The organism is Ruegeria sp. HKCCD7628, assembly GCF_057221005.1.
Map to the genome: position 1 here is coordinate 46,106 of NZ_JBWVBA010000007.1, position 12,812 is coordinate 58,917.

The 12,812-nt window shown below is 58.0% G+C and carries 12 protein-coding genes; 9 read left to right on the forward strand and 3 right to left on the reverse strand.

The annotated features are described in order from the left end of the window. Positions 1-11: 11 nt before the first annotated feature. Positions 12-821 carry a 4-hydroxy-tetrahydrodipicolinate reductase gene (gene dapB, locus AC2TAD_RS14825; RefSeq protein ID WP_170755981.1) on the reverse strand — a complete coding sequence of 270 codons (810 nt, stop codon included), beginning with the start codon at positions 819-821 and terminating at the stop codon, positions 12-14. A gap of 91 nt (positions 822-912) precedes the next feature. Between dapB and rbfA the strand changes: the two genes are divergently transcribed. From rbfA to AC2TAD_RS14860, 7 genes are all read left to right on the forward strand, one after another. Beyond that, positions 913-1,308, forward strand: a complete 396-nt coding sequence (gene rbfA, locus AC2TAD_RS14830; protein WP_170353683.1) for a 30S ribosome-binding factor RbfA — start codon at positions 913-915, stop codon at positions 1,306-1,308. After that, the gene (locus AC2TAD_RS14835; RefSeq protein ID WP_480868592.1) at positions 1,305-2,048 is read left to right on the forward strand and encodes a phosphodiester glycosidase family protein; all 744 of its coding nucleotides are present in this window, start codon (positions 1,305-1,307) and stop codon (positions 2,046-2,048) included. The genes rbfA and AC2TAD_RS14835 overlap by 4 nt, the downstream gene beginning before the upstream one ends. A 54-nt stretch (positions 2,049-2,102) precedes the next feature. Then, positions 2,103-3,008 carry a tRNA pseudouridine(55) synthase TruB gene (gene truB, locus AC2TAD_RS14840; protein ID WP_480868594.1) on the forward strand — a complete coding sequence of 302 codons (906 nt, stop codon included), beginning with the start codon at positions 2,103-2,105 and terminating at the stop codon, positions 3,006-3,008. Between the two features lie 21 nt (positions 3,009-3,029). Then, complete coding sequence (locus AC2TAD_RS14845; protein WP_480868596.1) at positions 3,030-3,533, forward strand: DUF1643 domain-containing protein; 504 nt, start codon at positions 3,030-3,032, stop codon at positions 3,531-3,533. A 95-nt stretch (positions 3,534-3,628) separates the two neighbouring features. Continuing rightward, on the forward strand, positions 3,629-4,642 hold the full coding sequence (locus AC2TAD_RS14850) for a calcium-binding protein (RefSeq protein WP_480868598.1): 1,014 nt from the start codon (positions 3,629-3,631) through the stop codon (positions 4,640-4,642). Between the two features lie 161 nt (positions 4,643-4,803). Beyond that, on the forward strand, positions 4,804-5,073 hold the full coding sequence (gene rpsO, locus AC2TAD_RS14855; RefSeq protein ID WP_039528663.1) for a 30S ribosomal protein S15: 270 nt from the start codon (positions 4,804-4,806) through the stop codon (positions 5,071-5,073). A gap of 273 nt (positions 5,074-5,346) precedes the next feature. Further along, positions 5,347-6,843, forward strand: a complete 1,497-nt coding sequence (locus AC2TAD_RS14860; RefSeq protein ID WP_480868600.1) for an EF-hand domain-containing protein — start codon at positions 5,347-5,349, stop codon at positions 6,841-6,843. Between the two features lie 63 nt (positions 6,844-6,906). Here AC2TAD_RS14860 and AC2TAD_RS14865 read toward each other — a convergent pair whose 3' ends face one another. Next, positions 6,907-8,508 (reverse strand): BCCT family transporter, encoded by a 1,602-nt coding sequence (locus tag AC2TAD_RS14865; RefSeq protein WP_170353689.1) that lies wholly within the window; start codon positions 8,506-8,508, stop codon positions 6,907-6,909. Between the two features lie 493 nt (positions 8,509-9,001). Between AC2TAD_RS14865 and AC2TAD_RS14870 the strand changes: the two genes are divergently transcribed. Together AC2TAD_RS14870 and pnp are read left to right on the forward strand one after the other, a co-directional pair. Continuing rightward, positions 9,002-9,388: an excalibur calcium-binding domain-containing protein gene (locus AC2TAD_RS14870; protein WP_480868602.1), complete on the forward strand. Its 387-nt coding sequence runs from the start codon at positions 9,002-9,004 to the stop codon at positions 9,386-9,388. Between the two features lie 186 nt (positions 9,389-9,574). After that, positions 9,575-11,722 carry a polyribonucleotide nucleotidyltransferase gene (pnp, locus tag AC2TAD_RS14875; RefSeq protein WP_480868604.1) on the forward strand — a complete coding sequence of 716 codons (2,148 nt, stop codon included), beginning with the start codon at positions 9,575-9,577 and terminating at the stop codon, positions 11,720-11,722. A 135-nt stretch (positions 11,723-11,857) separates the two neighbouring features. Here pnp and AC2TAD_RS14880 read toward each other — a convergent pair whose 3' ends face one another. Further along, positions 11,858-12,676 carry a hypothetical protein gene (locus tag AC2TAD_RS14880; RefSeq protein ID WP_480868606.1) on the reverse strand — a complete coding sequence of 273 codons (819 nt, stop codon included), beginning with the start codon at positions 12,674-12,676 and terminating at the stop codon, positions 11,858-11,860. Positions 12,677-12,812 lie beyond the last annotated feature (136 nt).

Genomic DNA, 12,812 nt, shown 5'->3' on the forward strand with positions numbered 1-12,812 from the left:
GCGTTTATGGCTCATAGGCCCAGCACATCCACCATGTCATACTGACCCGGCGCTTTGCCCTGCCCCCACAGTGCCGCTTTCAGCGCGCCACGGGCGAATATCGCCCGGTCGGTGGCCAGATGGCGCAGGACAATACGTTCACCCGGCGCGGCGAACAGGACGTCATGTTCGCCCACGATGTCTCCGCCGCGAATCGCGTGGAAACCGATGTCGCCGCGTTTGCGCGCGCCGGTAATACCGTCGCGGCCCCGGTCGGACACATCGGCCAAGTTGACCCCGCGCCCCTCGGCGGCGGCCTCGCCCAGCATCAGGGCCGTGCCCGAGGGCGCGTCGACCTTGTGGTGGTGGTGGCCTTCGATGACCTCGATATCGAAATCTTCGTCCAGTGCGGCGGCGACCTTTTTGGTCAGCTGCACCAGCAGGTTGACGCCGAGGCTCATGTTTCCGGCCCGCACGATCACCGCATGGCGCGCGGCAGGTTCCAGCGCCGCGATCTGTTCGTCAGTCATGCCGGTGGTGCCGATCACATGCACACAGCGCGCCTGCGCAGCCAGCGTGGCGAACTCCAGCGTTGCCTCGGGCGCGGTGAAGTCGATCACCGCCTGCGCTTGCGCAAAGGCCTCCAGCGGATCATCGGTAACTGTGACGCCCAGCGCTGAACCGCCCATAGCCGTCCCTACATCCTGCCCGATCCAGTCATGGCCCGCACGTTCAACAACGCCGACCAGACGCGCCTGATCGCTCTCAGACACGGTCTTGATCAGCATCTGCCCCATACGGCCCGAAGCCCCTGTGATGACGATCCCCGGAATATGGGTCATGGCGCTGGTCCTTTCGCGTTTGTCGGCTCAAAGCCTCCTACCCGGTTCGCGCCTGCTTGGCAAAGGTGGGATTTGGGCTTAGATCGAAGTCATGGCAAAGAACAAATTCCACGATGGCCCCGGCCCGTCCCAACGGCAACTGCGTGTCGGCGAACTGATCCGCCGCACCCTGTCCGAAGTTCTGGCGCGCGGAGATGTCCACGACCCCGACCTGAACCGTATGTCAATTACTGTAGGCGAAGTGCGCACTTCGCCCGATCTGAAGATCGCTACCGCCTATGTGCTGCCCTTGGGCGGCAAAGGCCAGGAGGACGTGATCGAGCTGCTGGCCCGCAATAAGGGCGAACTGCGACGTATGATCGGCAAGAAGCTGAACCTGAAGTTCTCACCGGATCTGCGGTTCCGTCTGGATGACACGTTCGACCGTCTGGACGATACCCGCCGCATGTTCGAACAGGACGCGGTGCGCCGCGATCTGGACGAGTGATCCGCACGCTGGCCACATTGGGCGCGCTCCTATGGGCCGCGCAAGCCGGTGCGGTGAGTTGTGAGAAAGTCACCCACGACGCCAAGCGATATACTGTGTGCGAAGTGGACGCGGCCAATGAAGACCTGCGCCTGTTTCTGAACGACGACAATGGCGATCTGCTGGGGCATTTCTCCTCGGTGAATGAGGCGTTGGCTCCCGGTGGTGAACGTCTGGCCTTTGCGATGAACGCGGGCATGTATCACGACGACCGTTCACCCGTGGGCCATTATGTCGAGGACGGGCAGGAAAAGATGCGCGTCATCTCCAACCCCGGCCCCGGTAATTTCGGCCTTCTACCCAATGGGGTGTTCTGTATCCGCGACGGCCGCGCTGACGTGTTTGAGACGCTAGATTTCGTCGATAAAGCGCCGGACTGCCGCTTTGCCACTCAATCCGGCCCCATGTTGGTGATCGACGGAGAGCTGCACCCGCGTTTTCTGCCCGACTCGACCTCTCTGTTCGTGCGCAACGGGGTGGGCACCAGCGCCGATGGCACCCGCGCGGTATTCGCGATCTCGGACGATTATGTCACCTTCCACGAGTTTGGCAGCCTGTTTCGGGACGTGCTGAAAACGCCCAACGCGCTGTTCTTCGACGGCAATATCTCGCGCATGTATGACCGTGCCAGGGGCCGCTCGGATATCGGGTTCTCGCTGGGGCCGATCGTGGGTGTGGTCGAAAGCGCACCCGTAAATTGACAGCGCCCATGTGATCCGCTAACCCGCGCGCCTTAGCATGAATCAAGGTGTGATATGGGACGCAAACGCAAGGGCCGCGACATTTCCGGTTGGCTGGTGGTGGACAAGCCTGCGGGCATGACCTCAACCGCTGTGGTCAACAAGGTGCGGTGGGCGATGGACGCGAAAAAGGCAGGCCATGCGGGCACGCTGGACCCCGAGGCGACCGGCGTTCTGGCCGTGGCTTTGGGTGAGGCGACCAAGACCGTTCCCTACATCACCGACGCGTTGAAAGCCTACACCTTCACCGTGCGTCTGGGTCAGGCCACCAACACCGACGATGCCGAGGGCGAGGTGATTGCGCAAAGCGATGCGCGCCCTTCGGATGACGATATCAAACAGGCGCTGACCCCGTTTCTGGGTGACATCATGCAGGTGCCGCCCAAGTTCTCCGCCGTGAAAATCGACGGCCAGCGCGCCTATAAACTGGCCCGCGACGGCGAGGATGTGGAGCTGTCCGCCCGCCCCCTGTGGGTTGAGGAACTGATCCTTGTCGACCGCCCCGACGCCGATCACGTGGTGCTTGAGATGACCTGCGGCAAAGGCGGTTATGTCCGCTCCATCGCCCGCGATCTGGGTGCCGCTTTGGGATGCCACGGCCATGTCAAAGAGCTGCGTCGCATCTGGTCCGGCTCGTTTGAGGTCGAAGATGGCTTGTCCATCGACCAGATCGACGAGATGGCCAAAACCGAGGCGCTGGATGAGTATCTGCACCCGCTGGAAACCGGCCTCGCCGACCTGCCCGAGCTGAAATGCACTCCCGAAGGCGCGACCCGTCTGCGCAATGGCAACCCGGGCATGGTGCTGGCTAGCGACGTGGAATATGGCGATGAGGCATGGGCCTCGCTCGAAGGCAAAGCCGTGGCCGTCGGCATCTATAAATCCGGCGAATTGCACCCCAGCCGGGTGTTCGTCACCTGATCGCCGTGCTAGGCGAAGGGCATGATCACCCGAACCCATACCAAGGGCGATGCGCCCTCGACTGCCGTCTATTCCGATTGCGAGAACTATCGCTATAGCCTGACCCGCGTTTGGGATCCGGCGGGGCGCAAGGCACTGTTTGTGATGCTGAACCCCTCCACCGCGACCGAGGTACAGAATGACCCTACGGTCGAGCGCTGCGAACGCCGCGCGCGGGCGCTGGGGTTCGGTGCGTTTCAGGTAACTAATATCTTTGCCTGGCGCGATACTGACCCACGCAAGATGCGCGCCGCCGCCGATCCGGTAGGCCCCGCGAATGACGCCGCCATTCTAGACGGTGTCGAATGGGCCGATCAGGTCATTGCCGCATGGGGCACCCATGGCGCGCATCTGGATCGCGGCCCGGCGGTCGAGGCGCTGCTGCGCGGCAGCGGCCAACCGCTGTTCCATCTAGGGCTGACAAAGGCGGGGCATCCAAAGCACCCTCTATACATCGCCTATACCCAGCAGCCCGAATCGTGGTGACAAACAGTTAACCACGAGTCCAACCTGCCTTTGACCAAAGCCTTATGAACATAGGATAAATCACCCTCGGAGAACTGCGTTCACGGAGGGTTGCCATGTTCTTGATCGGACTACTCGGTCTGGCCGCCATGGGCGGTGCGGCCTATGCAATCAGCGATGTGTTTGAGCCCGAGGAAGAGGTCGAAGAGGACGACATCCAGGAAGACGAACCCGTCGACCTGTCCGAGGGCAATCTGCTGGACGTGGATGAGAATATCGACGCCCCTGAAACCTCGGAAATCTCGACCGGAACGGTGCTTACGGAGCAAAACGGCAATCTGATCATCGCCGGGTCCGAAGATACCGACCTTTTGACCGGGCAGGACGGCGACGATCAGATCAACGGGTATGAAGGCGACGACACTATCATCGGCGGCGCGGGCGAAGATGTGCTGCACGGCGGCAAAGGGGATGACATTATCACGGGCGGCCTTGATGACGACGTGCTTCATGGTGAGGACGGCGACGACCAGCTCTCCGGTGATCAGGGCGACGACACGCTGTTTGGTCATTTCGGTGATGACACCCTGACAGGCGGCGACGGCGAGGACGAGCTTTACGGCGGGCAGGACGATGACACTCTGACCGGGGATGCGGGCGATGATGCGCTGCATGGGGGATATGGCGACGATCATCTTGACGGTGGCAAAGGCGAAGACGTTCTGTTTGGCGGCGATGGCGATGACGTGCTGACCGGGCAGGATGGCGCGGATGAGGATGCGGTTGATTTCCTCAATGGCGGCGCAGGGGATGACACGATTCTGGCCGAAAGCGGGGATATCGCCACCGGCGGCGAAGGCGAGGATGACATCGTGATCACGCCCGAAGAAGATGACGCCGCCGTCACTGTCATGGACTTCCAACCGGGTGAGGACAAGCTGCTGATCTCGTGGGAGGGTGCAGGAGACCCCGACATTCATATTGAACCGGATACCGAGGATGACAGTCTGACCAATGTCACGATCAACGGCCAGACCATTGCTCAGCTGCCAAAGGCCGAGGGGCTGACCCCCGATGATATCCAGCTGATCGCCGAAGGAGATCTGGCGCAGCTGAACGCACTGGGTTAAATGACACAGGGCTGAGCGTCACAGAATCCCTTTGCCATTTCTCCCAATACCGCCTATACGCGCGCATCCGCATCGGAATCGGTGCGGTTTTCTCCATGGGCCTGTGCTGGACGACATCCCGGCCTGCGCCATCAACCTTAACCTTTTACAAGGAGACCCCGATGTCGATTACTGCCGCTGAAAAAGCACGCGTCATGAAGGAATTCGCAACCAAAGAAGGCGACACCGGTTCGCCTGAAGTCCAGGTTGCTATCCTGACCTCGCGCATCACCACCCTGACCGAGCACTTCAAGACCCACAAAAAAGACAACCACGGTCGTCGCGGTCTGCTGAAAATGGTCGCCCAGCGCCGTAAGCTGCTGGACTACCTGAAAGGCAAGGAAGAGGCCCGTTATCAGGACCTGATCAAAAAGCTGGGCATCCGCCGCTAAGCGCTTTTTGTGCCAGAATTGAAACCGGTTGCCCGGTTTAACGCTCGCCAGCTTGGCGGGCGTTTTTTTTGCGTCTTGTCTTGGGCAAGTGCTGAATCGGATACGAGTGACACCCGTTCAAAATTACTAACCATTGGTTAACCATTTTCATGTGACGATACAGGTGCATAGACTGAGATTAAAAAAATTAGCAAATTTAAAGCCGATGTTTTTTCAGGATTATATCTTATGAAAAATTCGAAATTTCTTTGCTCTGTCGTTTTGGTAAGCGCAATGGCTCAGAGTGTTGCCGCCCAATCAGAAGAGCCAATAGTTTCGCAATTAGATCTGACACAAAAGACCATTGATCAGATCACTCGAGATCCAAGAGGTTTTACCGAACAGACAATTCGACAACTGTTCCAATATGCGCCCAGTGGCGAGCTGACCCGCGAAGCCATAGAAGTTCACGCTGCTATGAATGAGGCTGGACGCCGCGCAAATCTTTTTCGAAACGTTCTGGCCTTTGATTTGGATGCCGATATGGCGATTTCTGCCGCCGAAATCGAACGACAAACGCCTTTTCTAAACGCCAACCAATCGGTATTGCTCCAGACTGTCCTTGCAACATCGGACCGAGACCGCGACGGAAGCCTGTCGCTGACCGAGCTTTGGCAAAATGCGATGTCATCGTCACTGCCATCTCCGAAGACGCAGCATCGGATCGAAGCTGTACTGCAGTTCGATGCGAACAAAGACGGCAAAGTCACACCGGATGAAATCGCAATTGTCGTGGAACAAATCGCCAACGCCGAAGTTTCCCCAAACGTCGTCCCGCCAGCAAACCTTCGCGGGCAACAGGCGCAACCGGCACAATTGTGCGAGTTTCCCAAACCAACTGCCAACGCAGAGATCATTCTGGTCGGTGGGTATGAAGGTTATGCCATATCAAACGTCGCGGTTGCCGGGTTGGACCGGGAAACTTCGGCTGCAGAAATTCATATCGAGAACGGCGAAACACCGCTTTACATTCTGGCCACCGCGTTCGACCCGATCGTTTGGAAAGTCACCGGCGACACGGACCGGGTAGAACGGTTTGTCGCGCCACGGGATACACGCGGCGTGGGTGTCGCCGGTCTGAAAAAGGACGTTTTGCATTTTGAGCCCGGCATAAGATGTTTGCCCAAGTATTTCAGAGACAGCGCTTCAGGCGACGCCATCGCTGCCAAAGGGTTGGTGTCATCAAAACTGAAACGAAATATTGACCATGTGTTCGGCTTAGGAAAACTTGGCGAAATTCGGTTGCCATCCGGCCAGCATTCAGGCGTCAAGTCGGGCTCAGGCAGTTCTAATGGGCTGACGATTGTGAAGAACAACAGGCGCTATTTGGTGACGGATGAAGGCGTTCAGGTGCTGTACCCGCCGGACACGAAACAGGCTGGCAGTTTAGAACGCAAACTGCAGATGATGTTACTGCGTTATTATCCGGGCGGCATTGTGGAATTTGACCCGGATGGGGTTTGGGCTTCGACCGAAGCAATACCGTATGACGTGTTGCCGCAACAAGCCGGACTGCTGCAATTGGCAAAGCAGGGCGCAATGACTCAGACGCCCGACGGCTATTTCAAGATCGTCGAGCCAATCCCAAGATTCCCTGCAGGTCTCAACGGAGGGCACAGCGTTCGATTCATAATTTCGACTGGCGTGCCAATGCCTGGCGGTTCTCCTGGGCACTCCACCGTGATCATGGAGGAAGATGGAACTTGCGTTGCTGGCTACCGATGCCCGTGACATCTCAGGTTCAATAAAACGCCCGCCTTTTGGCGGGCGTTTCACTTGCAAAAGGTCTGAGACCTACATCTTCGCCTTTTCCGACTTCAGTGCCAGCCACAGGCAGTAGCACATCATCAGAACGACCAGCGTGAACGGGATACCGGTTGACACCGCCGCGCCCTGCAGAGCCGACAGTCCACCGCCCAGCAACAGAGCAATCGCCACCAGACCTTCAAGCGTACACCAGAATACGCGCTGGATCACTGGCGCATCCATCTTGCCACCCGCCGTGATCGTGTCGATCACCAGCGAGCCCGAGTCCGACGAGGTGACAAAGAACACCACGATCAGGACCAGCGCGATGGGGGCCACGATCGAATACAAGGGCAGCTCTTTCAGGAAGCCGAACAGCGCGCCCTCGGGCGCATAGCTGTCGATCACCGTGGCGCGGACGCCTTCGGCGCCGCCTGCGTTCAGCATGTCGATGGCCGCTCCGCCAAAGGTCGACATCCAAAGCGCGCAGACTGCAGTAGGTGCCAGCAGCGCACACAGGATGAACTCGCGAACCGTGCGACCCTTGGAGATGCGGGCGATGAACATGCCCACGAACGGAGACCACGCAATCCACCAGGCCCAGTAGAAAGTCGTCCAGCCATGGAAATAACTGGTATCTTCACGCCCGAACGGGTTGGACAAGGCCGGTAGGTGCGTCACGTAATCCACCATCACGTTGAAGTACCGAGCGATGGCAGTTCCGACGCCGGTGACGACGATCACAAAGATGAACAGACCTACGGCCATGATCATATTAATCTCGCTCAGCCGTTTCACGCCGGCATCCATGCCCATCAGGACCGAGCCCAGAGCGATCAGCGTGATGCCGATGATCAGCAGGACAACGACGGTCGGGCTGGGTTCGATGCCGAACACCTCATTCAACCCGGCTGCAACCTGCTGCGCACCCAGACCCAGGGATGTGGTCAGGCCGAACAGCGTGGCAAACACCGCCAGAGTGTCGATAATGTGACCCCACCAGCCCCAGACGCGTTCGCCGAGGATCGGGTAGAAGGCCGACCGTAGGGTCAACGGCAGGTCCAGATTATAGGCAAAGATCGCAAGGCTCAGGCCCACGGCAGCGTAAACTGCCCAGCCTTCCAGACCCCAGTGGTGGATCGTACCCACAACGCCCGCGTATTCATTGCCCGGCACAGCGATATCAATGCCCAGCGGTACGGCGTTGCCGCCCTCGGCGAAGTTGTAATAAACCGGCTCCATCACGCCAAAAAACAGCAGGCCGATACCAATACCGGCCGCGAACATCATCGCGATCCACCCGGCATAGGAATAGTCTGGTTTGGCGTCCTTACCGCCAATGCGCACGCTGCCGACAGGCAGAACGATCAACACCAGACAGAACAAGGTTATGGCGTCCACCGACAAGACAAGAAACCAGTCAAACGTGCTGGTTAGCCATGGCCTGAGCCACCCAAAAAACGTTGCGGCTGCCTCTTGGTTGGCCAGAGCGATCAGGACAAACGCAAAGATCAGGATGCTTGAGATCAAAAAGACCGGATTGTGTATATCCAGACCGAACGGGCGAACGTTGTCCTGCCCCAATTCGTATTCTGTTTCAAAGTCATAGATCCTTGGATCGGGATCCAGCATTTTCTTGGTTTGAGCCATTCGAAGCCCCTCTGTCCGCTAGGTGCAAACGCCAAGTTAGTCGGTCGGCTGACGGACAAGAATATCGTACCCCCTTGGCGTCGTTCCGTCTTTTCGACCGCGGGTTCAGTGCTAACAGCCTACACGCAAAGCAATATTTCCCAAAATGCATTCTTTTGGACGAATGTTAGCGCAATAAATCAATGTGCAAGCCTGCAATTATTGCGAGCCGGTTACCCCCGCCTCTTTCAAAAATCACTCAGTAGGCTAGGCTCTCAATCCTGAATTTGACTTAAACCATTTTGACCATTCGCCTCCGATCAACGCCAGCATATACTTAGCCGAATTGAGGACTCTAGTGCGCCTTTCATTCTATTTTGCCATAATGTTAATCACTGCCTGCTCCGCTGACCTGCTCTCACCCGAGGCTCTGTCTTCGAAAGTCACTCAGGCATCGACTTCAGAATTGTGCGGTGCCTACTTTCAGCCGCAAACCACCTCCCGCGGTAAACTCATGATCGAAGCAGAACTGGCCGAGCGCGGGGTAAACCAATGCACTTTGGGCAACTACGGTCAATTCAGTGTGTCGACGACTGGGAAGACAATCTATTCAAGGTCCGACGCGCCCAGCGTAGACACATATGATTGCAGCGACTTTCCAACCGGCGCGGCGGCTCAGAAGTTCTTTTTGGTTTCTGGTGGTCCGGTTTCCGACCCTCATAATCTTGATGGAGATGGCGACGGCCTCGCCTGCGAGTGGGGCACGCAAATCCGAAAGATATCGACATACCGCCGACCCACGCCCGTCGTCAGGCGAACCTACTCCAAATGCTATACAGGTCCACGGGGCGGGACCTACACGATAACGGCAAGCGGCAACAAGAATTACGACGGCTGTTAACCCAAACGCCCTCGGCTGCCTTATCCCTTCCCTTTGACACCAATCTCATGTATGCGCGCGGGTATCTGAGACGTTGTGCCCTGACCCTGGCACTCGAATGGAAGATAAATGGGGTCGGCGGCAATGGGGCCGCCATGCAAACCGGAGACCCGCAGGGGCGGGAGTGCTCCGTTCTAGGATACGCATATGTTTGATGTAACTAAGAAATCTATGCAGTGGGGCGAAGAGACGCTGACACTGGAAACCGGCAAGGTTGCCCGTCAGGCCGACGGCACCGTGATTGCCACGCTGGGCGAAACCAGCGTCATGGCCAACGTGACCTTTGCCAAGAGCCAAAAACCCGGTCAGGATTTTTTCCCGCTGACCGTCCACTACCAAGAGAAATACTACGCCGCCGGTAAGGTTCCGGGCGGCTTCTTCAAGCGCGAGGCGCGCCCGACCGAGAAAGAGACGCTGACCGCGCGTCTGATCGACCGTCCGATCCGCCCGCTGTTCGTTGACGGCTTTAAAAACGAAGTTCTGGTCATGTGCACCGTGCTGTCCCACGATCTGGTCAACGATCCCGACATCGTGGCGATGATCGCGGCCTCGGCTGCTCTGACCATTTCCGGCGCGCCGTTCATGGGCCCGATCGCCGGCGCCCGTGTTGGTTTCGTGGATGGCGAATATGTCCTGAACCCGACCGTGGACGACATGCAGGACCTGCGCCTGAACCCTGAACAGCGTCTGGATCTGGTTGTGGCCGGCACCAAAGACGCCGTGATGATGGTGGAATCCGAAGCTTATGAGCTGTCCGAGGCTGAAATGCTGGGTGCCGTGAACTTTGCGCACGCGCAGATTCAGCCGGTGATCGACCTGATCATCGGTCTGGCTGAAGACGCCGCGAAAGAGCCGTTTGAATTCGAAGCTCCCGACTATGCGGACCTGTATGCCGCTGTTGCTGCAGCCGGTGAAGAACAGATGCGCGCCGCCTTCGCGATCACTGACAAGCAAGAGCGAACCGCCGCTGTTGCCGCGGCCCGCGAAGCGATCAAAGAAGCGCTGACCGAAGAACAGCTGGAAGACGCCAACCTTGGCTCGGCGATGAAAAAGCTGGAAGCCGGCATCCTGCGCGGTGACGTCGTCAAAGGCGGCAAGCGGATCGACGGTCGTTCGACCACTGATATCCGTTCGATCGTGGCCGAAACCTCGATGCTGCCGCGTACGCACGGTTCCGCCCTGTTCACCCGTGGTGAAACGCAGGCGCTGGCCGTGACCACCCTGGGCACCGGTGATGACGAGCAATTCATCGACGCGCTGCACGGCAACTTCAAATCGAACTTCCTGCTGCACTACAACTTCCCTCCCTATTCGGTTGGTGAAGTTGGCCGCGTGGGTGGCCCCGGTCGTCGTGAGATCGGCCACGGCAAGCTGGCATGGCGCGCCCTGCAGGCGGTTCTGCCTGCGGCGACCGACTTCCCCTACACGATCCGTATCGTGTCCGAGATCACCGAATCCAACGGATCGTCCTCGATGGCGTCAGTCTGCGGCGGCTCGCTGTCGATGATGGATGCGGGCGTTCCGCTGAAAGCACCGGTTGCCGGTGTGGCCATGGGTCTGATCCTGGAAGATGACGGCAACTATGCCATCCTGTCCGACATTTTGGGTGACGAAGACCACCTGGGCGACATGGACTTCAAGGTTGCGGGTACCGAAAACGGCATCACCTCGCTGCAGATGGACATCAAGGTTGCGGGCATCACGCCCGAGATCATGGAGAAAGCTCTGGCCCAGGCCAAGGACGGCCGGATGCACATCCTGGGTGAGATGGGCAAAGCCCTGTCCGAGACCAACGAATTCTCGGTCCACGCGCCGCGCATCGAAACCATGAACATCCCCACCGACAAGATCCGCGAAGTGATCGGTTCGGGCGGCAAGGTCATCCGCGAGATCGTCGAGGTTTCGGGCGCCAAGGTCGACATCAACGACGATGGCGTGATCAAGATCGCCTCACCGGACGGAGAGTCGATCCAGAAGGCCTATGACATGATCTATTCGATCGTGGCCGAGCCGGAAGAAGGTCAGATCTACACCGGTAAAGTGGTCAAGATCGTCGACTTTGGCGCCTTCGTGAACTTCTTTGGCAAGCGCGATGGTCTGGTCCACGTGTCCCAGATCGAAAACCGCCGCCTGAACCATCCCTCGGATGTTCTGAAAGAAGGTCAGGAAGTGAAGGTCAAGTTGCTGGGCTTTGACGACCGCGGCAAGGTTCGCCTGTCGATGAAAGTGGTCGATCAGGAAACCGGTGAAGAGATCGTTCCCGAAAAGAAAGAAAAGAAAGAAGACGCGGAATAATCCATCGCTCTTTCCCATGATGAAGGCCCCGGTGGAAACGCCGGGGCCTTTTTCGCTATAGGCAACAGCTTTTCGCCATAACCGTTTCCAGGACGCAGGTCTGAAACCCCGCAGTCGCGAAGGTCGTGCACTTGCTTATTGAATGAAATACTTGATGCCAAAATATGGCCCATGCTGGTCGACGTCATAGGCAAATTCTCCGGAACTCAGCGTGTCACTGTAGTCGACGCTAAAATACCGATATCCAAAAGTAAGCGCCGTGTTTTCCCACGGCTGATAGTCGAATCCAACATTTGCGCCAATTTGGAGGTCGTTACCTCCTGTACCGAAGCCGCCAAGCTCAACCGATGCAATTCCGGTCCATTTTTGGTTCAGCCGCCACATGCCGCGTGCGCCAAAGACAGGTTCGATCCAATTCTGATCCCCGCCTAACACAGGTGGGCTTACCGGACCTGGGTTTGTCAGCTCAATTTCCTGGCGAATAGAGTTGTATCGCAGCCCGCCCTGCAGGTCGATTACATAGCGTTTCTTGCTGTCACCATATGTGCCGTCCATGACCCGGAACGCGCCAAGAACACTAAACCACTTTTGGCGTACATCGACATCAAGGCGCGCGCCCAAAGGGCTGGGCAATGTGGTATCCCGCTCTATGCCGACATAGTTGGCGTCAACTATGATCCCAAAGTTCCCATTCCATGCCTCATACCGGCCTGAAGCCGCGAACTCGAGCACGTCCAGTACGTCTCCGATATCCAGATCAAGCTCTACTGATTGCCCCGCAACAGTGGATGTCCCGGTGGTACGCAGGGGTGCAAACAGGAAGACCGAAGCCGCGTGTCGCCACCCCCTCTCATCCTGTCCCAGTGGGGGCAAAGATTGAGCGCGAGCAGGCGCAGGTGTTGCGACTAGGGCCGTCGCAAGCGCCACGGCAACGAGTAATTGCAGATGTTGCATAGAAGTTTCCTTGGAATTTAGCCGCTTTTAACTTTCAAACCGCTGTTCGACCCTGGTTCCCAGATTGTCGGGCAATCAGAAGCGCGCCCGATCATTGCCGCTTCGCAAACGGCAACACCGGGGCCGTAAGTTTTAC

Coding starts and splice junctions, on each gene's coding strand:
- AC2TAD_RS14850 (WP_480868598.1), top strand. CDS start 3,629: ATGTTCTTGATCGGACTACTCGGTCTGGCCGCCATGGGCGGTGCGGCC.
- AC2TAD_RS14865 (WP_170353689.1), bottom strand. CDS start 8,508: ATGGCTCAAACCAAGAAAATGCTGGATCCCGATCCAAGGATCTATGAC.
- rbfA (WP_170353683.1), top strand. CDS start 913: ATGGCAAAGAACAAATTCCACGATGGCCCCGGCCCGTCCCAACGGCAA.
- AC2TAD_RS14880 (WP_480868606.1), bottom strand. CDS start 12,676: ATGCAACATCTGCAATTACTCGTTGCCGTGGCGCTTGCGACGGCCCTA.
- AC2TAD_RS14845 (WP_480868596.1), top strand. CDS start 3,030: ATGATCACCCGAACCCATACCAAGGGCGATGCGCCCTCGACTGCCGTC.
- dapB (WP_170755981.1), bottom strand. CDS start 821: ATGACCCATATTCCGGGGATCGTCATCACAGGGGCTTCGGGCCGTATG.
- truB (WP_480868594.1), top strand. CDS start 2,103: ATGGGACGCAAACGCAAGGGCCGCGACATTTCCGGTTGGCTGGTGGTG.
- AC2TAD_RS14860 (WP_480868600.1), top strand. CDS start 5,347: ATGGCTCAGAGTGTTGCCGCCCAATCAGAAGAGCCAATAGTTTCGCAA.
- AC2TAD_RS14870 (WP_480868602.1), top strand. CDS start 9,002: ATGATCGAAGCAGAACTGGCCGAGCGCGGGGTAAACCAATGCACTTTG.
- pnp (WP_480868604.1), top strand. CDS start 9,575: ATGTTTGATGTAACTAAGAAATCTATGCAGTGGGGCGAAGAGACGCTG.
- rpsO (WP_039528663.1), top strand. CDS start 4,804: ATGTCGATTACTGCCGCTGAAAAAGCACGCGTCATGAAGGAATTCGCA.